General features: G+C 65.7%; 1 protein-coding gene. It reads left to right on the plus strand.

The genetic code is table 11. The features are described 5' to 3' along the window. Positions 1-251: GNAT family N-acetyltransferase (locus AN944_RS21180; RefSeq protein ID WP_144430249.1), on the plus strand; the 251-nt coding region annotated here is incomplete at both ends.

Here is a 251-nt window from a genome sequence, read left to right on the forward strand (position 1 = left end):
CGGAAGTGCACAGTGTCCACGTGGATGCTGGCCATCGTGGCCAGGGTATCGCCCGTCAGCTTCTTCTTGCCGCGTTCGCGGCTGCGCGCGCGGAAGGCATTGAATCGCTCACCCTCACGGTGCTGGCGGACAACGCTGCCGCGCGCGGGCTGTACGAATCGCTGGGCTTCAGTGCATTCGGCACGGAGCCGCGGGCAGTCAAACGCGCGGGCTGCTACACGGATATCGTCTCGTACTCGATCGCCCTGCAG

The sequence above is a fragment of the Shewanella sp. P1-14-1 genome (genome assembly GCF_001401775.1).
Classification (GTDB): domain Bacteria; phylum Pseudomonadota; class Gammaproteobacteria; order Enterobacterales; family Shewanellaceae; genus Shewanella; species Shewanella japonica.